The organism is Seonamhaeicola marinus (genome assembly GCF_008085455.1).
This window is the reverse complement of record NZ_VSDQ01000154.1, coordinates 1-276: the sequence shown is the minus strand read 5'-3', so window position 1 is coordinate 276 and position 276 is coordinate 1. Positions and strand designations below refer to the sequence as shown.

Here is a 276-nt window from a genome sequence, read left to right as displayed (position 1 = left end):
TCAGATAAAGATTTTGGGGACCTTCCTACTGTATTAAAAGGAAATACATCTGTGATGTATTCTGAAACAGGTAATGCACCAGCAAAGTTAATTAAAAACTTCCGTAAAAAATCTGACAAACCTTTATTAAAAGGTGCTTTTATTGAGGAAGCTATTTACATTGGCGATGATCAGTTAGACGCATTAGTAGATATTAAGTCTAGAGAAGAGCTTATTGGAGATATCATTACATTATTACAATCTCCTGCTAAAAACGTTGTTTCAGCACTTCAATCA

The 276-nt window shown here is 33.0% G+C and carries 1 protein-coding gene; it reads left to right on the top strand.

What is annotated here, in order from left to right; all coding sequences use genetic code 11:
• Window positions 1-276 (top strand): 50S ribosomal protein L10 (gene rplJ, locus FUA24_RS01205; RefSeq protein WP_148539692.1); only part of this gene is annotated, 276 nt, incomplete at both ends.